A 21,550-nucleotide genomic window follows, 5' to 3' on the forward strand; every position below is an offset into this window, starting at 1 on the left:
TTGTGCATTTGCTTCGAACTTAACCAATATCCTTGTCCCCTTTGACGAAAAGCCATTGAATCGCTTGTATGATATTTGAGGCAACATAGTCTGGTTTAATGGTTTTCCATTTGTGACGATATTTCCCTAATGCTTCTTCACCTGCACCTGTTAACACAAGTATTTTATAACACCCTGCATCCTGTGCAGCCACCATATCTGACCAGCGATCTCCAATCACGACACACTTACTCAAATCTAATTGATGATCCTGTGCAGCCTGATAAAGCAATCCAGGTAATGGTTTTCGACAAGAACAGCCATCTTTGTGGGAATGTGGACACAGATAAACTCCATCAAAGCCAAAAGATAACATTTCCTCATGGAATGATTCTACGGTCTCTTCTCCTTTTGCTATCCCTGGTTGATTGGTAAACGAGAAGATCTTTACTCCGAAATCTTTTAAGAGAGCTATTCTTTCTTTAACTAACGGATATAAGTGAAACTCTCCAGGATATTGCACTTCACAATCTCCCCCAATTGTTCCATCTCTATCCAAAAAAACTGCCATAGTATGAAAAATTCCCACAACTCGAGTCCTCCTTTTGTTAAATATGAATTCAAATTCTAATAAAAGCAAAAATGCGATATATTTCATTCACTTGATAAAAAACTACTTCCTTCTTTAGGAAGCAGTTTCTAGAAGAACTGATCAAATTTAATGAATAAATTCTTGCTCTACAGATCTATTCGTGAGTGCAACTTTCTTCCTCGTTTAATCTTAGAAATCTTATGGAAAGAGGGATACCGAAATCGGCACAAAAAACATCTTTTATTCTAGCATGAGGTGATTGGAAGTACATTCTGAGGAAGTTGATAGTGTAGAACTTCAAGCAGAGCCATCTGTATCCACTAGATCAGCAATACAATCTCTTGTTTGGGTAAATTAAGTTCCCCATGGCTCGATATCTTTCAAACATTCTCATCCTTTCGTTAATTCCCTTCCAGATTATACTATATGGTATGCACTTATCAACGCTACATCACCTATTTTTTGCGTTTATATATAATAAATATGTTCTGTCCTACCTAAGGGAGAAATTTAGTGTATGAATGGTTTGCGTAAGAAAAACAAAGCTGCTTTAAACACCAATTAGGTCAACATGCCAATACAATCTAAGAATAGAAAGAAATCCTAATACTGTACTCATAAAAAAATGGCAGTTTCTATCATCTGCTTATAAGATAATTGTTTCATTTGAGGCTTCAAGCAGTTAGGCTTTGGCTTCTCATCTTCCATGCGACAATAACTCCAGTATCACGGTGAGGATGTGTACTTATTTATTATATACAATCTTAATGACCTAGTAAAACCTGCCAACAAGCGTAGTCTACTTATATCTAAACGAGATTGCAAAAAACTCCTGATACTGACTCTTTAGAAACTATTTCTTTATTTGAATTTTCGCTATAATTGAACTGAACAGCAGCATTTCTATTATAGAAAAATCACAAAAACTGGTAATCATAATTTATGATGAGGAGCGATTAATTTGATCAATCTAAAAAAATGTTTATCCATTTTTAGTATTTTGATTATTTGTGCTGTAATTGCGTTTCAAACTCCCTTCAGCTATGCCTCTGAGAATTCCGATCCTAAACCTAAATCAAGTGAGTTTCAACTTATAATCCAAAATGCTAAACAAATTCCAACAAAATACAGGCAACAATTAACCCAAGAATTTTATCGAGTTTATCCTCTACTAGTAAATAAATTTAATAAAAACGCACCAAAAACAATATATTTAAAAGTTGACAATAAAACCGAGTATGGTGCATATGTAATAGGTCATACCATTTCCATCAATTACAAAGCAATTCAAATTGATTTAGACGCAGGAAATCTTGGTATAATGATTCATGAACTGACTCATATTGTGCAAGATGGATACCAAGGAGATGTTCCCTCCTGGATTGTCGAAGGAATGGCTGATTACGCTGTCCTCCTTTATGGAACAGAGAAAACAGATGTCTCTTTACCGAAGGCTTCTGAAGTAAAGTCTGGAAAAAAATATTTAGAGAAAGAAAGTTATCGTCATGTAACACGTTTTCTACTTTGGGTAAAGACACACAGACGGGCTACCATTTTTGAAGACATTAATGCTGCAGCAATGGCTGGAACTTATAAGGAATCATTGTTTAAAAAATGGACTGGACAAACACTGGAACAACTTACACAAGCTTATGCTAAAAATCCAGGATCCTTTGAAGAGAATAGCCAGTGTTTTGCCCAACGAAATGATTGTCCTGATGTAGTCCCAATTGAAATATACCATCAAGTCAAAATAAGTAAAGGTAAAGCGGTAAATCTTCGATCAAAACCTTTCAAAGAAGCAAAAACAGTAGGCTCTATTAAAAATGGTGAAATTGTAACAATTAAATGTCAAACAACTGGCGATCTAGTAGGCAAAAGTTCTAAAAAAACGAAACTGTGGAGCCATGTGCAAATCGGAAATAAGAAAGGTTACCTATCCCATATCTACCTTCCAGATATAAATAAAACCAATATAAAAGATATTCCTGCATGTAAAAAGAAATAACAATTCCAAATTTAGCCAACCCGATTTCAACAGTATTTGCTGAAATCGGGTTTTTTATCAAAAAAACTTACTGATAAACGACAAACCCATCACAACTGCAATGACAACACATGTCCAAAACAGCATAGTATCTTGTTTTTCAAATTGATTTTTCTTCATCTTTGTCACACCTATTATAATGAATTTTCATTCCTTACAAATATAGAATACATCTCTAATTGATACAGCTTAATAAATAGCATGAGATATCTTCTTTCTGGAAAGATTTCCATTGGAAATTCATCTTTAAAGTAGTTTATAGAAAGAAAGCCCATAAAACTGTAATTTTGATCAACAGACATAAAATGATGATTTTATATCTATGCTTTTAAATCAAATATAACTAATTTTTCATATTTTAACAATTAATTCACTAGACAGTTTTCCAATTTTTGTTATATTATACATAAAAGGGAGTGTGTAATGTGCAAAAAATTAACCCCTGTCTGTGGTTTAACTATCAAGCAGAAGAAGCTGTTCATTTTTATCTTTCTATTTTTAAAAACTCCAAAATAGTAAATACCAGTTACTATCCAGAAAAAAAAGCTACAGCAAATAAAACCGTTATGAGCATTACATTTGAACTAGATGGAAATACCTTTATTGCGTTTAATGGAGGACCGCATTTCACATTTAGCCCTGCTGTCTCTTTTTATGTAAATTGTTATTCTCAAAAAGAAGTAGATGAACTGTGGGAACGACTTTCTGATGGAGGAAAAAAAGGAGAATGTGGTCGGCTAGAAGATAAATTTGGAGTTACATGGCAGATTGCTCCTATAGAATTAATAGAAAAATTAAATGATCCTGATCCCCAGAAGGCATATCGAACGATGAAATCTATACTGAGAATGGGCAAAATTGAGATTGATCGGTTATAACACAAAACTGCGACCACATCAAAGTCGCAGTTTTTGATCGTTCACTTGTAACGAAAGGATTCTGTTTCTTTTGTGAATCTTACTAGTTGTGTCGCGTATACTTCATAAGTTCCACTGCATCTGTTCCTCATGTTTAAATTAGTAAAATTAGCAGAATTAAAAATTAAATTCACACATTATTTTATTAGACTATTACTATGTAAAAGACAGTTTCTATTTCATGTTGAAACCCATATAAAATCACACTTCCCTAGTTGTGAATTAATATTTTTATAGAAGGAAACAACCATGTTATAATATAATGTATTTTTTATACATCAAATCTTCTATCCCCTACTTACTCTATATCCTCCCAATCAAACCTTATTTTGTGATCTGAAATATTCTCCTAAAAAAATAAAAAAAAACGTTTACTTCAACTTATTTGAATGGTATATTGAGAATGATTATCAATTTCAATGCATGGTAGGAGTGATACTCAAATGAATCATCCCACAAGGGGACACAATGCCTATTATCTTACTAATCAAGAACTTCGTGAATCCAATGCTCGTTCCTATCCACGTCGTATCCCTATTGCTATTAAAGAAGCAAATGGAATCATGGTGAAAGATGTTGAAGGAAAAAACTACTTTGACTGCTTGGCAGGTGCTGGAACACTTGCATTGGGGCATAATCACCCCGTTGTGATTGAAGCCATTCAAAAAGTCCTCCACCATCAACTTCCATTGCATACACTTGACATTACAACTCCTGTTAAGGATGAATTTATCGGAGAATTGTTTAAAATCCTACCGAAAGAATTCTCTTCGAAAGCAAAAATTCTATTTTGCGGCCCTACAGGAGCAGATGCTGTAGAAGCTGCAATTAAACTGGTGAAGACTGCAACAGGAAAAAGGAGCATCTTTTCCTTCCACGGTGCTTATCATGGAATGACTCATGGGGCACTGAGTTTGACTGGAAATGTTAGCCCAAAACAATCAGTGGCGAATTTAATGCCAGATGTACATTTTCTGCCATATCCCTATAGCTATCGTTGTCCGTTTCAACAAGGTGGCGATCTAGGAGCACAAACTTCTTCCCATTATGTACAACATGTACTGGATGACCCAGAAAGTGGTATCGTCTCTCCTGCTGGAATGATTATGGAGATAGTACAAGGGGAAGGCGGGGTAATTCCTGCTCCAAATAGTTGGATAGATCAAATACGTTCGATCACCCAAGATAGAGGAATCCCACTTATTATTGATGAGGTTCAAACTGGTTTAGGTCGAACTGGGAAGTTGTTTGCATTTGAACATTCCGGCATTGTACCAGATGTAGTTATCTTATCCAAAGCAATCGGCGGTTCGCTTCCTCTCTCTGTTGTTGTCTATGACGAATCTTTGGACAAATGGTCTCCTGGAGCCCATGCAGGGACATTTCGAGGTAATCAAATGGCTATGGCTGCTGGAACAGCAACCATTCGCTTCATCCAGGAAAACAAGCTTGAGATACAAGCAGACAAGCTTGGAAACAAAATGATGGCTAGTTTAAAAGAAGTTCAAAAAAACAGTTCAAGTATTGGGGAAGTACGTGGTCGAGGTTTAATGATTGGGGTGGAGATCGTCAACACCCAACAAAGTCCAAACAAGATGCAAAGTTATCCTCCATACCCTGAATTGGCACGTCAGATTCAACATGAATGTCTGAAAAGAGGATTGATTTTAGAATTAGGCGGAAGGTATGGCAGTGTAGTTCGCTTTTTACCTCCATTGATTGTTACAGAAAAACAAGTTGATATAATATGTGAAATCTTTGATACTGCAATACAATCTGTAGAACGAAAATTACTACATTTCACATAATCAGGAGGTTTTCATGTTTCCTTCAAAAGAAAAAACCGAAAAATCAGCAGAACACCTCTTTTTAAATAACTCACAAAAATCTTGGCTCGCATACCAACATGGAATGACACAGACCCATCAAACAATTTATGAACAGTTCGCCAATCTATCCCTGCCTTATAGTGGAATTTCCATTCATGATCTAAAAGAGCAACTAGATTTATTTTCCATATGCCCAGAAGAAGGTCGTGATCTTTCCCAAATCATCATAAGTGTTGGTGAAACGATTCTTAAAAATTCAATAGCTGTACATCATCCTAATTGCTGTGCTCATTTACACTGCCCGCCACTGATTCCTGCTTTAGCTGCTGAAGCGATGATCAGTGCTAGTAATCAATCCATGGATTCATGGGATCAAAGTTCAGCTGCAACATTAATGGAAGAGAAATTGATAAGCTGGCTTTGTCACTTATTTGGGTATCAAGATGATGCTGATGGTGTCTTTACAAGCGGCGGGACACAATCCAACTTTATGGGTCTCCTTTTGGCAAGAGATCAATACATCAAAGAACATTTTAATTGGAATGTAAAGAAACAAGGGCTTCCATCAAACTTTCATCAATTACGAATTTTATGTTCCACTTCCGCTCACTTTACTGTAAAACAATCTGCTGCATTGCTAGGGCTAGGAGAAAATGCTGTCGTAACGATCGAAACAGATGAACAGATGCGTATGTGTTTAGACGATTTAGATAAAAAACTGGATATTCTTTATTCACAAGGACTTGCTCCATTCGCCTTAGTTGCAACAGCTGGATCTACTGACTTTGGCGCGATTGATCCTATTTTAGCATGCTCAAAACGTGCAAAACATTATAGGATGTGGTTACATGTGGATGCTGCTTATGGAGGAGCTCTCCTATTAAGTGACCAGTACAAACACTTGCTTACTAATATTGAATTAGCAGATTCTATCACCGTCGATTTTCACAAACTTTTTTATCAGCCAATTAGTTGTGGTGCATTCCTTCTAAAAAGAGCTAAATATTTTAACCTGATGAAATCCAATGCAGACTATTTAAATCCAGAAGAACATGAACACCAAGGGATACCGGATTTGGTTGCAAAATCGATTCAAACTACTCGCCGTTTTGATGCATTAAAGTTATGGATATCTCTGCAAGCAATTGGACGGAAAAAATTTGCTGAACTACTGGATTATACTATTGAGTTAGCTAAAAATACATCAAAACTCATCTTACATGATCCATCATTGGAACTACTGAATAAAAATCCCACCTTAAATGCAATTGTTTTTCGTTACACCGGAAAATCAATGGTAAATCAGCTTGAAACCTTGAATCGCCTGAATATAAAAATACGACAAAACTTAGTGAACAGCGGAAAAGTAATATTGGCACAGACCAAATGCAACGGTATTGCTTATTTAAAATTGACAATGCTCAATCCCCTTATGACGATAGGGGATGTCACGTTTATCTTAAATGAGGTAAAACAAATTGGAGAGTTACTTCAATCAAGGAAGAGAGAGGACGACAAGAATGTCTAAGACCATAGCTGAACAGGCCAGCATGCAAAATTTTATAAATTGCTACCTGAGGGAAGTAGATAACTTTGTATTTATAGAAGATAACAATTCCAACAAGACGCATTCTTTCTATCGGCTTTTCTCTGTTTGTCAGGCAGACAAATTGGTTATCTGCCCTCTTCCCCATCATGGGATTCATATTGTTGCACCAATTAAATATTGGTCTCTTACTGGTCGTCATCTGTTCCAATTTCCATGGCATTACTTGACGCCAAGCAAAGAGTTACTATCCCTTGATTATGTTACACTTGTAACCCTGATTACAAAAGAGTTATCTATTCACCATCATACAGCTGGATATCTAGATAAATTAGTTTCTGGAACAATACAGAGTTGTCAACACATCGATTCTTATATTTCAGCTCGTAAAACGGACAGACAAGAACTATATCATCCCACTTTTCGTTTTATTGATGCCGAGCAATCTCTTGTTTTTGGGCATCCGATGCATCCCACACCAAAAAGCAGGCAAGGTTTTTCTGATTTGGATCAGCAACTGTATTCTCCAGAACAAAAAGGAAATTTTCCTTTACACTTTTTTCGTGCTCACCAATCCATCATAAAAGAGGACTCAACTTTTTCACTATCCGCTACTCAATTAATAAAAAAGGAATTATTACAAGATCCTCTATTGAATGAACCATTTAAAAAACAATTTTTAAATGAGGATGAATATTCGATTTTACCTATCCATCCCATCCAAGCACAGCACTTGCTACAAAAGCGAGAAATCATAGATTTAATGGACAAGGAACTATTGATGGATCTTGGTGTAAGAGGACGAGCATATTTTCCTACCTCTTCTGTCCGAACCTTGTACCACCCTCAAGCCCGATTCATGCTCAAAAGCTCATTGAATATCAAAATTACAAATTCTGTTCGAGTCAATAAATTAAAAGAGTTGGCACGCGGCGTTGAGGTATCAAGAATCTTGGAAAGCAAGATAGGAAGTGATATGAAAAAACGATTCCCAAAATTCAGTATCATACAAGATCCTGCCTATCTTACCATCCAAATCCCCTCACTAGAAGAATCCGGATTCGAGTTAGTGTTACGGGAAAATCCCTTTATGAAGGGACAAGATAAAGATGTCACACTTTTAGCAGGATTAGGACAAGACCCTATTGTTGGAGACAAATCACGTTTGGCTAATATTATTACCGAATTAGCTCATAAAGAACATCGAAACATACGAGAGGTAAGTCTTGATTGGTTTAACCAATACTTGTCTATCTCATTTGAGCCGATCATGTGGTTGTATCTGCAATATGGAATCGCATTGGAAGCTCATCAGCAAAACAGTTTGGTGCAATTGCATAATGGTTATCCACATCACTTTTATTATCGGGACAATCAAGGCTACTACTATTGTGAATCTACTTTCTCTAACCTTGAACAAATTCTCCCAGGAATCAATCAACAAAGTCAAACCATGTGCGCTGATGAAGTAGCAGATGAACGACTTCGTTACTATCTCTTTATCAATCATATATTTGGTTTAATTAATGCATTTGGTACTTCTGAGTTAATTGACGAAGAAGAACTTCTTATAGAACTGAGGAAATCACTCGTCAAATTACAACCCTTAAATCGTGAGCCATCTACTTTAATTTCTAGTTTATTAGAAAAAGAGCAGTTGCCTTGCAAAGCTAACTTGCTAACCCGTTTGTATGATATGGATGAATTGGAAGGACCAATGGAAAGTCAATCTGTATATGTTCACATTTCTAATCCGTTAGTAAAAGGGGTCACAGATAATGGAATCACATCTTCATCTTGATAACTTCAGCTTCTACCATCAGAAGATTAGGAAAACAATTTCTTTTCGTCCTGTTCGTTTGGAACAAGACTTAGAAATGCTTCATCAATGGATGCATGAACCACATGTTATTCCCTTCTGGAATCGTGCCCTTTCACTAGAAAAATATGAAGTTCACTTACGGGATTTTTTGAAAGACACTCACCAATCCCTTCATATTGGATCATTAGATGATGTCCCAATCAGTTACTGGGAAACGTATTGGGCAAAAGATGATGTATTAGGTAAAAGCTATGATGTTCACCCAGATGATCAGGGAATTCATCTCTTATTTGGACCAACTTCTTATCTAGGAAAAGGTTACGCTCTTCCTTTTCTAAGCACAATGGTTTACTGCCTATTTCAGCATGAGAAAACCGAAAAAGTCGTAGCCGAACCTGATATTCGAAACGAAAAAATGATTCATATATTCAAAAAATGCGGATTTGAACTTCAAAAAAATATCAAGCTTCCTGACAAAGAGGCGGCTCTTATGTTCTGTCACCGCGAACCATTTTTAAGGAGTTGGAATGATGTCTAATCATATGGACACAGAAACACAGTCCTCTCTATTGGACCTCATCGGTGTGGGAATTGGACCTTTTAATTTGGGATTAGCAACCATGCTGACAAAAGCAGAAGATGTAAAAGCTATGTTTTTTGAGCAAAAACCTCAGTTTGATTGGCATCCTGGATTATTGTTGGAAGGAACTACTTTACAAGTTCCATTTTTTGCTGACTTGGTTACAATGGCTGATCCGACCAGCCCTTTCTCCTTTCTCAACTATTTGAAAGAACACAACAGACTATTCCATTTTTACTTTCTAGAAAAATTCCATATCCCACGAGTAGAGTATAATCACTACTGCCAATGGGTTAGTCAACAATTGGATTCCTGTTATTTTGGCAGACAAGTAACCAGTGTCACATGGCATAAAGGAAACAACCAAGACTATTTTTCCATCGAAGTAATGGAAATAGATAGTGGCAATACCAAGAAATACTTGGCTAAAAATTTGGTATTAGGGGTTGGAAGTACACCTAACATTCACCCTAAGTTCCAAGGCTTTCTTTCAGAAGAAGTGTTTCATTCTTCCACATTCCAGCATCATCGTAATCGGTGCCGCAAAGCCGACTCCATCACAGTTGTTGGATCAGGTCAAAGTGCCGCTGAGGTTTTCTATGCATTGTTGCTGGATCAAACTGATTATGATTACAAATTGGATTGGTTGACACGATCAGATGGCTTTTTTCCGATGGAATACTCCAAACTCGGATTGGAACATTTTTCTCCTGATTACACGACATATTTCCATCATCTCCCACAAAACAAGAGAGATGACCGCATCTTAAAGCAAGATTTACTTTATAAAGGAATCAGTACCAAAACAATAGCTGATATATATGATCTCATTTATGAACGTACTGCCTGTGGCTCACAAATTCCTGTGCGTTTATTATCGCAAATTGATGTTCAACAAATAAAAAAACAAGAGCAGGGCGAGAAACAAAACTATCAACTATCCTGTTTTCAAAAAGAGCAGGAGAAGCATTTTGTACATGAAAGTGAGATGGTGATCTTTGCCACTGGATACCAACGCAAAACACCTTCATGTCTCTCTCATCTAGAATCATTGATTTGTCGGGACGAAAAAAATAGAACCATTGTAAACCGAAATTATCAACTTGTTCTAACAGAAGAAACAAATTGCTCTATTTTTGTACAAAATGATGAGCTTCACACACATGGGATAGGCTCTCCGGACTTAGGACTAGGTGCTTACCGCAACTCTGTTATTATTAACGAGCTATCTCATCGAAATATCTACCCTGTCTCAGATCGAAACATATATCAACAATTTGGTATTTTCTCCCCTTCAGTTGATAATTCCAACAAAGATATTCAAAAAGGAGTATCTATCTATGAATAAACACCAAACGATAACTTCTGTACTTAATCCAATCTCATGGGAAATCGTATCTGTTCAATTATTGACCAAAATGATAGCTGAGTTTATGTATGAAGAAATTATCTATCCTGAACAGATAGAAACCAAAGGAAATATGATACGTTATCGATTACCATTAGACAATGGAATAGAATATACATTTGAAGCTAAAAAGCGTCTTTTTGATAGTTATCATGTTTTCTCTGAAACGATACAACGGCACCAATCTGGTTTATCGACCAAAGCGACCAATCCAAATCAATTTCTCCTAGACCTTCAAAGTACTATCGGAATGTCTGCTACCACAACGGCACACCTCATAAGGGAGTATAATCATACCTTAATTGCTGATGCTCATATTTTGGAAAACAAACAAAACCAACATAAAGATCTGACACAACTGGATTATAGCGAATTAGAGGGAGAGATGGATGGTCATCCTTGGATAACTTACAACAAAGGCCGCATTGGGTTTGGTTATGATGACTACTTGTCCTATGCTCCCGAACAAAAGCAGCCAGTTCAACTTCTATGGATTGCTGTCCACAAAGAAAAAGCAGGTTTTTATGCGATAGATGGACTTATGTACGATGAGCTTATCTACAAAGAATTAGGAGAACAAGCTCTCGATTTTAATAATCACTTATTGAAATCCAAAAGTAATCCTCATCATTATTATTTTATGCCTATACATGAATGGCAATGGAACAACTATATTATTCCATTCTTTGCTGAAGAACTAGCAAATAGATCCATTATCTATCTTGGAGTTGGTGAAGATAAATACCTTCCTCAGCAATCCATCCGAACATTTGTAAACCTGGATCAAAAAAATCGACATCATGTCAAGCTACCGATGAGCATCTTAAACACACTAGTTTATCGAGGATTGCCGGGCGAAAGAACAGTTCTTGCACCTACCATAACAACATTTATTCAAGATATTTGGCAGAAGGATGCTTTTTTGAATAAAGAGTGTCGATTGATTCTTCCAGGCGAAATAGCTAGCATAAATTATGATCATCCTCATTATTCTAAAATGACTGGAGTGCCATATCATTATCAAGAATTACTTGGCTGTATTTGGAGAGAAAGCATATATTCTTTCTTGGATGAAGGCGAACAAGCCATTACCCTTGCTTCTTTGTTACACTTAGATGAGCAAGGTAAACCGTTTTTCACTGCACTTTTGGAAAACTCGGGGCTATCTCTAGAGGAATGGCTTGACCATTTGTTATCCGTCATTCTCTCCCCACTACTTCATTACTTATATCGTTATGGCGTAGTATTTTCCCCTCATGGGCAAAATACCATCTTAGTATTAAAAGATTTTGTTCCTCATCGCATAGCGATAAAAGATTTCGTAGATGACGTAAATATAAGTCGTCACCCAATCCCTGAGCTTTCCAACCTGCCAAACGATTTGAAAAAAGTTTTACGCAGTGAAGATCCAGAAGGATTATGCCAATTCATTTTCACTGGATTATTTATCTGTCATATGCGATATTTATCTGATTTGTTGGAAACATATCATCAATACCCTGAATTCGAGTTTTGGAGTAAGGTTCGTTCAGCTATTGTCCATTACCAAAGTCGTTTTCCCGAACAAAGTGAACGATATGATTTGTTTGATTTACTTAAACCAAAGTTTACGAAGCTTTGTCTCAATCGAAATCGAATGCTCGACTATGGCTATGAAAATGGCGATGACAGACCTCACGCTTCTGAATTCGGTTATGTCAACAATGCTTTAAGTAAATAATTTTTTGACATCTTAACAAATGTCATATTCTGAACAGTTGTGTCTCAAAAGCTAAACTACCATAAAAACCGCTATCCTTATGATATAGATAGCGGTTTTTATTGCCTACAAGATAAAAAGATTTCATTCCTATTTTTTTACTGTAAATTACCAATTACATTTCCAGAACTATCGATCTGTTTTGTTGACCTTATAACAGTCGATTTAAATTTCCATTGGTTATTTTCTTTGACCATTGTATGTTCTGCTATGGTCCGATTGTTCTTAAAGCGAGGGTCACTCTTTTTGTTAATTGTGTCCTGTTCGACCTCAATAATCGCGGTATCACCTGAAATGGATACTGCTTTAAACCTTTTCACAGTCGATACAAGATCTAAGTTGGAAAAAGCATATTCCATTGTTTTCTCTGTTTGAGTAACAACATTTGGATCAGTGTCTTTTGAAAGCATATCCATATATTTAGTAAAATCTTTTTCATTCATAGCTTGCAAATTATCTTCGACTACTTGCTCTAACTCTTTTTCTGTCTGAGAAGTTGCAGTGCAGGCGGTAATTAGAAACAACATCATCATTGTGATGACCAAACGCATGTGTGATTTGTTCATAACATCTACCTTTCTTATCCCTATAAAATATTTTATTATAAAAAATAATAATTTTATACCTATTACAGCTATTTGATTTCCAAAAACGTGAACCAAGTTTGTAGTTAATAAGAATTACTCTTTACTCGACCAAATTGATAATAATAGACAAAAAAGATGAATAGGTGTAAAACAGCTAACACAAGAAAGATATTGCTATAAACATAGCCTAAAGAGTTCATCGAAATTGGGTTCCAATGAACAGTAGATCCAATATCTACTACACTACTATAAATAGCTGTACCTACACCTTGGGAAATAAAATTTAGCATTTGTAATATGCCCATCCCAACTCCTACTTGATCTTTGGGCAGTGTTTGAGAAGCAGAGTTTAACATAACAATAATCATAAAAGATTGTCCCACATTGCCCAGCACTAAAATAATAGCAACCAACCACGCTGGACTTCCTATAAAACTAGAGAGCAGCACAAAACAAATAACTAACAGACTAGATGCCAAAAAATATAAACTGGCATTACCTTTCGAGTCAGCTAGTTTTCCTCCTTGCTTCCCTAAAATCGCTGATGCCACAGTAGCTGGTACCATTGCAAAACCAATCCAAAACGTAGAAAGCTTTTGAACTTCAGATAAGAAAATAGGTGTTAAGAAATATAAGCTGGTCCCAATTCCATTTATAAAGAATGAAATTATCAAATAAAGCGTATATTTATTATTCGAAAATAGTTTAGCAGGGATAAATGGTTGTTTGGCTACTCTAATTCTTATCACAAATAAAGCTATGGAAAGGAATGCCACTACTAATAACCACCAGATGTGGTTGGTAACACTGAGCATAAAAAATACAATGGACACCCCCAATAATGCACTACCTGTCCAATCAAATTTATCATGGCTTTTTGGTGTATGATCCTCTAAGTACTTCCGATAAAAAGGCAGTGTTACCAGTATGAGCATGGGTACAACAAATAACCAGCGCCAGTTAGCGATGCTTGCTATAAGAGCTGAAACAACAGGACCTAATGCACTCCCTAATGCTAACCCAACTGCCATCATTCCCAATGCTCTACCTCTTTTTTCTGGCGGAAAATAACGTACTGGAATTAACGTTGCTGTTGCAGGGATAGCTCCTGCTCCTATTGCCTGCATGCATCTACCAATTAGAGCCATCCAAAATGTTTGGGAAAGCAAACCAATTAACGAACCAATTGCAAAAATTACTAAGCCGAACGTGAGTAAATTTTTCAACTGAAATCGATCTGCTAGTTTACCATAGGTCACTGTACCTATCGCATAAATAATTCCATATGAAGAAGAAAGCCAACTAACCTGTGAAAGAGACAAATGAAATTCCTTACTAATTTCAGGTAATACATAGATAAACATCAGCACACTCATCGAAGATAGGATAAGTGTAAACATCACAATCTTCATCAATATTTCTCCTGTTTGCTGATTAACCTTTGACTCCATATTCCATACCTCCAAGTAAGTTCGTGGTGCAAACGAAATATTCTCATAAATAGGCAGAAAGTAATCTCTGCACTTTTCCCTTAAGCAATTTAACAAAATCGATTGTAGATCAGGTTCCACCTGGAAAAATCTCCAACTTTTCTTTGTATTCATAACTCTTCTTTTGACTAGCATGGTTATGATGCCTTTATTCACCAAGATAGTCTAAACTGACTGTTCTACATTTTTGAAAATAGAGTATGTTCAAGCCTCATTTAGATAAAACTCACTCTTCACCTTTCGTTTCAGTCCATGCATTCATCAACATCTGCTTAATCATCTTTCAAACTGCTCCTCTGTAAAATCATGCGAAAGTGTTTTGGACCGATACATTAGTTTTTCCTTTATAAATCCCTGCATTTCCAATCCCTTTTCTGTCAGTGTTACAAGATAAGCTCTACTATCCAGTGAAGAACGAATTCGTTTTATGCATCCTAATTTTTCCAATCGACCAATTGCACGGGCAGCAGCTGATTTGTTGATAAACAAATTCGCAGACAATTGTTCTTGGGATACACCATCTTTCTCGTAAAGATTTACTAAGTAAATATACTCGGATGAATGAATATCGTACGCTTTTAACTCTCGATTGAGATAAATTTGAAATTGACGGTGTATAACGGAAATCCATCTTGCAATAGTAGCTTTTTCATTCAAGATACATGACTCCTTCGATTAAAGTTGATTAGTCAACTAAAAGAAATATACATTATACTTAGTTGCATTGTCAACTATATTTCAATGAAAATCATTTTTATTTTTCGCCTAACTTGTGTAATATAAATATATAATGGATTGAATTGAAATTAGGAGCGACAAACTTAGAAAATGGACACAGTAATAACAACTGTATTGAACTTAGTTTTGATAATGGTGCTCGTTTTGTTAAATGGTTTCTTTGTAGCGGCTGAGTTTGCATTGGTCAAAGTCCGCACCACACGGATCGCACAGATCATGACAACAAGAGGACAAATGGCTCAAAAGGTTCTGCGTAATCTTGATGCCTATCTTTCTGCTACACAGCTGGGAATTACCCTAGCATCTTTAGGACTAGGTTGGGTAGGAGAACCCACATTAGCTAGACTACTAGAACCAATTTTCCACTATCTGCATCTTCCAGATTGGATGAACCATACTATCTCATTTATAATCGCATTTTCCATCATCACCTTTTTGCATATCGTTTTAGGTGAGATGGCCCCTAAGTCATTGGCAATACGACGATCTGAAGCAACTACCCTCTGGACAGTAACTCCTCTGCATTGGTTTTATGTATTGTTTCGTCCTTTTATCGTTGCCCTAAATGGCTCCGCAAATCAAATCTTAAAATGGGTTGGTATTGGATTAGAAAACGATCATCAACAGGTCCACACAGAAGAAGAAATCCGGATGGTAATTGCGGAGAGTCACAAAAGTGGAATTATTGATAAGGCAGAGCTTGCACTCTTCGACAATGTATTTGAATTTACAGACCGTTTGGTTCGTGAAGTCATGCTTCCCCGGGTAAAAATAATAGGTTTGGATATTCAAAAATCTTCTGAGGAACATCTACAAATCATGTTAAATACAAAGCTGACACGCTTCCCTGTCTATGATGGTAACAAAGATCAGATTCTCGGAATTGTACTTCTGCGTGATTTCTTTGAAAGCATGGTAAGAGAAAAGAAAAATGTAGAAATTCAATCTCTTATGAGACCTGCTCATTTCGTACCAGAAACGATAGAGGTAAAAGATGCATTTATGCAAATGCAAAAAGAAAAAAGTCATATGGCGATCGTTGTTGATGAATATGGTGGTATATCAGGACTTGTTACAACGGAAGATATTATCGAAGAGATCTTTGGAGAAATCCAAGATGAATTTGATAACGAAAAACCATTATTCCAAGATACAGAAAAAGGGGTTTCGATCGAAGCAAGACTGCTTATCGAAGATGTCAATAAATATTTTCATCTTCATATATTAGATGAAGATAACGATACAATTGGTGGCTGGCTTTTTTCTCAGTTTGAAAGAATACCATCTATTGGAGAAGAAATAAAGTACGAAGATGCCACCTTTATTATAGAAAAAGTAAGAAAACAGAGTATTGAACGTGTTTTAGTAAAAAAAACAGATCCCTCAGATAATGAGACTCTTTAACTAAAAACAGACATCCTGAATCAGGATGTCTGTTTTTGGTTTGTATCATGCTATTTATGTCCAAATCCATTCAGTTTTCCGTTGCTTTTTTGATTTGTATGATACAATAAGAGGTATTTGAAAATTCATGTCTTTGAGGTGTTAAATATGGACAAAGAACAAAAATTAATTGATTTACAATCTTTGCTTAATATTCCTGATAATTATCAAAGTAAAGAAGAGATCAATCGAACTGCTATCGAAAGCAGGGAGAAGCAAATGGATGAGACTCAATCATTATCTGAATATTTAGGATTGTAATCCAAATAGAATTTATCGATTAGTTGACCGAAATGACAAACAATATTTTTAGCTGTATGACTAGGTAAGTTGATGCTCAAGTCATAAATTTCCATATAAATAAGAAACCGTCTGGTTGATAGAAACTAGACGGTTATTTTTGCTATATGAGTGGGTACGTACAAAATTCTCTTAGACAAATACTTTCATAGGCAGAGAAGTTAAAGACTGACCTGGAGCTGAATCAGTTAAGCTACTCTCTAAATCAAACGATGCAATAGGTTCTATACCAGAAAATTTTTGTAAAAATGTACGTAGTACCATCTGTACTTCTAATCGAGCAAGAGGTGCACCAAGGCAAAAGTGTGGACCACTGCCAAAAGACAGATGCTTCTTACTATTACTCCGGTGAATATTCAACGAAAAAGGGTCTTCAAACATTGCCTCATCCATGTTGGCAGCGCTCATCCACGAAATCACAACGTCACCTTTTTTCAACTCTACTCCTAACAAATCGTTATCCACTTTAACAGTACGATTTCTTCTTGAGATATGAAAACGATATCGAAGCATTTCTTCTACTGCGTTTGGGATCAGTTCCAAGTCATTCTGGAGAGTCTCAAACAATGATCTATCATCATAAAGAAAAGAATAAAAAGTGTTTGCTATCAGATGACTGGTTGTTTCTACACCTGCTCCCAATAAAAGCATAGTAGCTTTTACAATCTCATCATCGGTAAACATTTCTTCGTCTACTTCCACTCTTGTTAAGTCAGAAATAATATCATCGCTAGGTTTCATACGTTTCTGGACAACAATAGGATACAAGAACTCATAGTATTCTTTTGCAGCATGATGCTTCTTTAACAAAATCTCTTCTTCTGTGTTTTTATCATAAGGTTGAAATAAAATGTCTACCCAATTTTTAAACTGGACTCTATCTTTTATCGATACTCCAAATAAATCTGCAATGACCAAACTAGGCAAAGGTGCCGCTAAGGATTGAACGATATCTACCGTTTCATTTGGAGGAATTTCTTCTACAAGATCCTTTGCTAGTTTTTGGGTTCGTGGTTCCCAATCTTTCAAACTGCGAGGAGTAAAGGCGGAAGAAAACAAGGAACGACTTTTTCGATGCAAAGGAGGATCGAGATCCGTCAAAGCCAATTTACCGGATAACCTCTCACCAGTCCCCACACTCGTCGTTGTCCTTGTGCCCACATTTGAAAAAAACTCAAAATTTCCCATTACTTGTTTTACATGATCATACTTAAATACATTCCAAGTATTTGTTTCTTCATGATAATAAACAGGATTATCGTGAAGCATTTTTTTGTACCATTCGAGTGGAAAAAACTCCATAGAACGTGTTGAAAAATTCGTAATATCATTAGTGGAGATAATATCTTTTTTCATTGAACTTCCTCCTTTATGTTAAACTAACATATATTAATTTAACACATTGAAAAGATGGCATCAAGGTAAAAATCCCTTAATTTAGAATTATTTAATTTTTTATCCTATTACACTTCTTCTTTTGAGAATATAAAAAAAGAACCTGTCGGTTCTTTTGTGAAAATTTTATAAGCGGAAAAACCAAAGAACATTTTAAACTTTCAATAGTAGGCTGTCTATCCATGCTATCTCGTCTCTGAGTCTTTTTGTGGAAAATTGCAAAACTTGATTTGTATACTCGCTTTTCTTTACATTAGAAGGTTCTCTTGAGAGCAGCTTGTTTAGGTGCTGCTTTCTTACATTTAAGATACGAATTCGATCTTCATGGCTGATACGATCAAAAAGCGCTACTCTAGCCAAAAATTCGATGTCATTTTTAGCATTTTTGGTATTAAAATCTCTTACCATTTCACAAAGGAGCTCTGTTCCCTTATCTGTTATATAATACACATTTCGATTCGGTCTTCCTTCTTGTTCACTTACTTTTTTGATTATTGCACCTTTTTCTTCAAATCTTCGCAAGGATGGGTACAACAAATTATGATTTACATCTATTACTTCACCTAATTGGTCTATGATATTTTTTTTAATTTCGTACCCATACATAGGGGATATCTCAATTTGATGTAAAACTAATAAATCAATATACATATTATCCTTCTCTTCCAATATTCTTTTCACGTTTCATATCCATGATAACAATACAAAAAGATTCGTTCAACGTGTATATTTTTACTTTCCTTGCAAGAGGAGGAATTGTATAAACTCACCCATTTGGAAGACAATTCCATTTCTTCGATGGTTAGGTAATGAAGAACAAAATCAGTATTTACACGATTTTCCCCTATACTTAAGAAGGACTTCCTACGCTCAAAGCCCTTCATTCAAGTTCTTATGCTGGTTGATCACTGGCAAAACCATATATTTCTTCCTTAATGCTATAAATGGCGGTTTTCAAGCTTCATCTTTCAACAAACAAAATCCCTTATAAAATTTTCTCGTAAATGGACGAAAAAGGCAATTTTAATTCTTTATGTTTACTGTTTTATAAAAATATTTTACGATAATTTAATTGGTCTTCTATTATATTAATATAATTTAATTTATACGGAGGTAGTTGCATCCATAAAGTTTAAACATGTTAGGAAATCGTTTGATGCTTGCGCACTTACGGGCAAGTTGCGCTATGTTTTCCGCGTCTGGTAATTGAATGAATACCTACAAAGAACGCACCACCCGCGAATATCTTTTTTTGTGTGGAATAATACAACAAGCTCTATATGTTCAAATACTACAACTTAAATGAAATTCATTATTTCCATAAACTAAATACAATATTAAATTTTTTCGAATGATCTTTTTTAAATAATCACTAATAGACATCTACATTCTTTTCCATACATAAAAATCCCTTGCTTTAAGCAAGAGACCACAAATTGTTAATATGCTGGCCAAACCCAATAAAACAAGAGTTTGATCAGATTTTTTTCAGTGTGAATAATCATGATAGAATATGCAGCTTATCCCAGCCAAAGCCAAGATCCCACATATTAGATCATCTCTTTTACGGCCACCACTGATAAAAAAATCATACATGACTGCCACTACAAGCAAAATGATACCAATTACCTTGAGTGTCATCACATCTCCCAAAGTAGACGGGGAGTCTCGCAGCTTATTTTATTGTATGATACTTCGGGATAAGTTACTACTGATTCAAGGGTGATTTTATATTAATTCTTATAAGCTATGAACCTCCCTCCACTTTGCTGACACTTAGGGATGAGAGACTTCTTAAGCAAGTATGTCAAATAATTATTATCAAATCACTTTGTTCACATAAGGTACTTTCACCAGGAGAGAAGCAATCAAAAAGCAGGTGATGGTCCCACCGACACCTACAAGAGCAAATTTAAGCAGAGGCTGTAAAGAAACACCTTTCAGTAATAAAGCATATCCGACTAGTACGATTGGGTGAATGATGTATACCGCAAACGCACTCCTAGAGAAAATAGACCAAAGGGTACTGGTTTGATTGTAATATTTTTTAAACCAAGCAAGTAATCCGACACAAATACCAAATGCAAGTAGATTTTCCCACATTGCATAGTGGAATGCTTGAATATTGAAACCTCCATTTAAATTACCCTGAAATAAGAGCAAACTAATTGGAAAAAGAGGGGCAACAACGGAAAGACCCAGTACCCATTGCTTTGTCGTTTTCTTAGGGACTTCTTTCAGCCAATTTTTGCTACCTGCAACAATTCCTATTACAAATAGAAATAAATAAGAAGGCAAATATGCAATTTGAATTCCCCAAATCCACAATCCGATTGGAAAGACAAGGCGAATTGCAAATGTACAAACACCTAACAAAAGGGCAGTTATCAAAAGAGCTTTTGAAGAAGGAAATAGGTCAGCTTCATTTTTTGGAGATTTTTTCATCATAAGTCGATATAAGACATATGACATGGTAAAAATTAACAATACTTCTGCAAACCAAAGTGGACCTGTTTCAATACTTTGAAAAGTTAAAATTTCATTCTTATAAAACATCCAAAAACTTTGACTCTTGATAGTAACCATATACCGAACAACTGGACTCAAAATAAACAAATAAGCCAATACAGGGATGCCCAATCTCAGAAGTCTATCCTTTATAAACTGTCGCGGAACTTTGCGATCAAAAGACATAGGAGTAAAATAACCCGCTAAAAAGAAAAAGAATCCCATAAAAAAAGCCTGATTAATTGCAATAAAAAAACCTAGCATAGCAGATACAAGTGTTTGTCCTTTTTCCATATCTGAGATGTACCAAACTCCCTCCATATTCGTATAAGGCAAGGCAGCATGATGAAATAGGACAAGAATAGTAAGAAACACACGAATATGATCCAAATAATAAACACGATTAGCATTAGTCATGTTGTCACAACCTTATCCATTGAAATCAAAAATAAAAATACTCCTTAATAGTTTTATAACACAGCTGTATTAAATAAATCAACTTTAACTTATAGGGTAAAAAGGACCTGAACACCCTCCGTAAATATAGACTATAAATACATGAAAATGGAGCTGTTCAAACCTTATGAAAAACCCTTGTTTTTATTTCGTT

The 21,550-nt window shown here is 35.7% G+C and carries 17 protein-coding genes; 10 read left to right on the top strand and 7 right to left on the bottom strand.

Annotated elements, in window-relative coordinates; translation table 11 throughout:
- Positions 1–19: 19 nt before the first annotated feature.
- Positions 20–562, bottom strand: coding sequence for an HAD-IIIA family hydrolase (locus GSM42_RS15900; RefSeq protein WP_160802599.1), 543 nt, complete (start codon positions 560–562; stop codon positions 20–22).
- A gap of 970 nt (positions 563–1,532) precedes the next feature.
- Between GSM42_RS15900 and GSM42_RS15905 the strand changes: the two genes are divergently transcribed.
- The 8 genes from GSM42_RS15905 (at position 1,533) to GSM42_RS15940 (ending at position 12,440) form a co-directional block, all read left to right on the top strand.
- Complete coding sequence (locus GSM42_RS15905) at positions 1,533–2,579, top strand: basic secretory protein-like protein (RefSeq protein WP_160802526.1); 1,047 nt, start codon at positions 1,533–1,535, stop codon at positions 2,577–2,579.
- Positions 2,580–3,043: 464 nt separating this feature from the next.
- A complete protein-coding gene (locus tag GSM42_RS15910; RefSeq protein WP_160802527.1) occupies positions 3,044–3,496 on the top strand; it encodes a VOC family protein in 453 nt (150 codons plus the stop codon).
- A 482-nt stretch (positions 3,497–3,978) separates the two neighbouring features.
- The gene (locus GSM42_RS15915; RefSeq protein WP_160802528.1) at positions 3,979–5,343 is read left to right on the top strand and encodes a diaminobutyrate--2-oxoglutarate transaminase; all 1,365 of its coding nucleotides are present in this window, start codon (positions 3,979–3,981) and stop codon (positions 5,341–5,343) included.
- Between the two features lie 13 nt (positions 5,344–5,356).
- Complete coding sequence (locus GSM42_RS15920) at positions 5,357–6,892, top strand: pyridoxal phosphate-dependent decarboxylase family protein (RefSeq protein WP_160802529.1); 1,536 nt, start codon at positions 5,357–5,359, stop codon at positions 6,890–6,892.
- Positions 6,885–8,711: an IucA/IucC family protein gene (locus GSM42_RS15925; protein ID WP_160802530.1), complete on the top strand. Its 1,827-nt coding sequence runs from the start codon at positions 6,885–6,887 to the stop codon at positions 8,709–8,711. Before GSM42_RS15920 ends, GSM42_RS15925 begins: the two co-directional genes overlap by 8 nt.
- Positions 8,689–9,270, top strand: coding sequence for a GNAT family N-acetyltransferase (locus tag GSM42_RS15930; RefSeq protein ID WP_160802531.1), 582 nt, complete (start codon positions 8,689–8,691; stop codon positions 9,268–9,270). The genes GSM42_RS15925 and GSM42_RS15930 overlap by 23 nt, the downstream gene beginning before the upstream one ends.
- Positions 9,260–10,660: a lysine N(6)-hydroxylase/L-ornithine N(5)-oxygenase family protein gene (locus GSM42_RS15935; protein WP_237446665.1), complete on the top strand. Its 1,401-nt coding sequence runs from the start codon at positions 9,260–9,262 to the stop codon at positions 10,658–10,660. Before GSM42_RS15930 ends, GSM42_RS15935 begins: the two co-directional genes overlap by 11 nt.
- A complete protein-coding gene (locus GSM42_RS15940) occupies positions 10,653–12,440 on the top strand; it encodes an IucA/IucC family protein (protein WP_160802532.1) in 1,788 nt (595 codons plus the stop codon). Before GSM42_RS15935 ends, GSM42_RS15940 begins: the two co-directional genes overlap by 8 nt.
- A gap of 137 nt (positions 12,441–12,577) precedes the next feature.
- On the opposite strand, the gene GSM42_RS15945 is transcribed toward GSM42_RS15940, so the two are convergent.
- From GSM42_RS15945 to GSM42_RS15955, 3 genes are all read right to left on the bottom strand, one after another.
- Positions 12,578–13,045 carry a nuclear transport factor 2 family protein gene (locus tag GSM42_RS15945; RefSeq protein WP_160802533.1) on the bottom strand — a complete coding sequence of 156 codons (468 nt, stop codon included), beginning with the start codon at positions 13,043–13,045 and terminating at the stop codon, positions 12,578–12,580.
- 104 nt (positions 13,046–13,149) lie between these two features.
- A complete protein-coding gene (locus GSM42_RS15950; protein WP_160802534.1) occupies positions 13,150–14,517 on the bottom strand; it encodes an MFS transporter in 1,368 nt (455 codons plus the stop codon).
- 315 nt (positions 14,518–14,832) lie between these two features.
- A complete protein-coding gene (locus tag GSM42_RS15955; RefSeq protein WP_160802535.1) occupies positions 14,833–15,213 on the bottom strand; it encodes a MarR family winged helix-turn-helix transcriptional regulator in 381 nt (126 codons plus the stop codon).
- Positions 15,214–15,384: 171 nt separating this feature from the next.
- On the opposite strand from GSM42_RS15955, the gene GSM42_RS15960 reads away from it, so the two are divergent.
- Together GSM42_RS15960 and GSM42_RS15965 are read left to right on the top strand one after the other, a co-directional pair.
- A complete protein-coding gene (locus GSM42_RS15960) occupies positions 15,385–16,698 on the top strand; it encodes a hemolysin family protein (RefSeq protein ID WP_160802536.1) in 1,314 nt (437 codons plus the stop codon).
- Between the two features lie 117 nt (positions 16,699–16,815).
- On the top strand, positions 16,816–16,998 hold the full coding sequence (locus GSM42_RS15965) for a hypothetical protein (RefSeq protein ID WP_160802537.1): 183 nt from the start codon (positions 16,816–16,818) through the stop codon (positions 16,996–16,998).
- Between the two features lie 171 nt (positions 16,999–17,169).
- Here the strand turns inward: GSM42_RS15965 and GSM42_RS15970 are convergent, their stop codons facing one another.
- The 3 genes from GSM42_RS15970 to GSM42_RS15980 form a co-directional block, all read right to left on the bottom strand.
- Positions 17,170–18,393 (bottom strand): cytochrome P450, encoded by a 1,224-nt coding sequence (locus GSM42_RS15970; RefSeq protein ID WP_160802538.1) that lies wholly within the window; start codon positions 18,391–18,393, stop codon positions 17,170–17,172.
- 192 nt (positions 18,394–18,585) lie between these two features.
- Positions 18,586–19,113, bottom strand: coding sequence for a PadR family transcriptional regulator (locus GSM42_RS15975; RefSeq protein ID WP_338055320.1), 528 nt, complete (start codon positions 19,111–19,113; stop codon positions 18,586–18,588).
- A 1,140-nt stretch (positions 19,114–20,253) separates the two neighbouring features.
- The gene (locus GSM42_RS15980; protein ID WP_160802540.1) at positions 20,254–21,357 is read right to left on the bottom strand and encodes an acyltransferase family protein; all 1,104 of its coding nucleotides are present in this window, start codon (positions 21,355–21,357) and stop codon (positions 20,254–20,256) included.
- Positions 21,358–21,550: the final 193 nt, after the last annotated feature.

Source organism: Shimazuella alba (assembly GCF_009831235.1).
Classification (GTDB): domain Bacteria; phylum Bacillota; class Bacilli; order Thermoactinomycetales; family Thermoactinomycetaceae; genus Shimazuella; species Shimazuella alba.

Excerpts from the sequence above, each read along its gene's own strand:
- GSM42_RS15915 (WP_160802528.1), top strand. The coding sequence starts at position 3,979 with ATGAATCATCCCACAAGGGGACACAATGCCTATTATCTTACTAATCAA.
- GSM42_RS15920 (WP_160802529.1), top strand. The coding sequence starts at position 5,357 with ATGTTTCCTTCAAAAGAAAAAACCGAAAAATCAGCAGAACACCTCTTT.
- GSM42_RS15925 (WP_160802530.1), top strand. The coding sequence starts at position 6,885 with ATGTCTAAGACCATAGCTGAACAGGCCAGCATGCAAAATTTTATAAAT.
- GSM42_RS15930 (WP_160802531.1), top strand. The coding sequence starts at position 8,689 with ATGGAATCACATCTTCATCTTGATAACTTCAGCTTCTACCATCAGAAG.
- GSM42_RS15935 (WP_237446665.1), top strand. The coding sequence starts at position 9,260 with ATGATGTCTAATCATATGGACACAGAAACACAGTCCTCTCTATTGGAC.
- GSM42_RS15940 (WP_160802532.1), top strand. The coding sequence starts at position 10,653 with ATGAATAAACACCAAACGATAACTTCTGTACTTAATCCAATCTCATGG.
- GSM42_RS15945 (WP_160802533.1), bottom strand. The coding sequence starts at position 13,045 with ATGAACAAATCACACATGCGTTTGGTCATCACAATGATGATGTTGTTT.
- GSM42_RS15950 (WP_160802534.1), bottom strand. The coding sequence starts at position 14,517 with ATGGAGTCAAAGGTTAATCAGCAAACAGGAGAAATATTGATGAAGATT.
- GSM42_RS15960 (WP_160802536.1), top strand. The coding sequence starts at position 15,385 with ATGGACACAGTAATAACAACTGTATTGAACTTAGTTTTGATAATGGTG.
- GSM42_RS15970 (WP_160802538.1), bottom strand. The coding sequence starts at position 18,393 with ATGAAAAAAGATATTATCTCCACTAATGATATTACGAATTTTTCAACA.
- GSM42_RS15980 (WP_160802540.1), bottom strand. The coding sequence starts at position 21,357 with ATGACTAATGCTAATCGTGTTTATTATTTGGATCATATTCGTGTGTTT.